The organism is Pseudomonas brassicacearum (assembly GCF_003732265.1).
In the GTDB taxonomy this organism is placed as follows: Bacteria; Pseudomonadota; Gammaproteobacteria; order Pseudomonadales; family Pseudomonadaceae; genus Aquipseudomonas; species Aquipseudomonas brassicacearum_D.
Genome location: NZ_MOBK01000082.1, coordinates 1 through 262 on the forward strand (window position 1 = coordinate 1; position 262 = coordinate 262).

The window sequence follows — 262 nt, forward strand, 5'->3', positions numbered from 1 at the left end:
GAGGTTTCAGCCCGGAGGAGGGCGCGCAAGCGGCGATCACTGCGATCCGTTGCCTGGCCAAAGATGTCGAGATCCCCGGTGGCCTGCGTGAGCTCGGCGCCAAGCTCAGCGACATCCCGGTGCTGGCCACCAACGCACTGAAAGACGCCTGCGGTTTGACCAATCCTCGGGCGGCAGATCAGCGCCAGATCGAGGAGATTTTCCGCAACGCGTTTTGAGAGGCACGGCAGGGGTAATTTCTTGACGGTCAGGTTTTGCCCTT

Annotated in this window: 1 pseudogene; it reads left to right on the forward strand. The window is 61.8% G+C overall.

What is annotated here, in order from left to right:
- A pseudogene (locus BK660_RS30140) lies at window positions 1-218 on the forward strand (iron-containing alcohol dehydrogenase); the annotation flags it as partial.
- Between the last annotated feature and the right edge of the window lie 44 nt (window positions 219-262).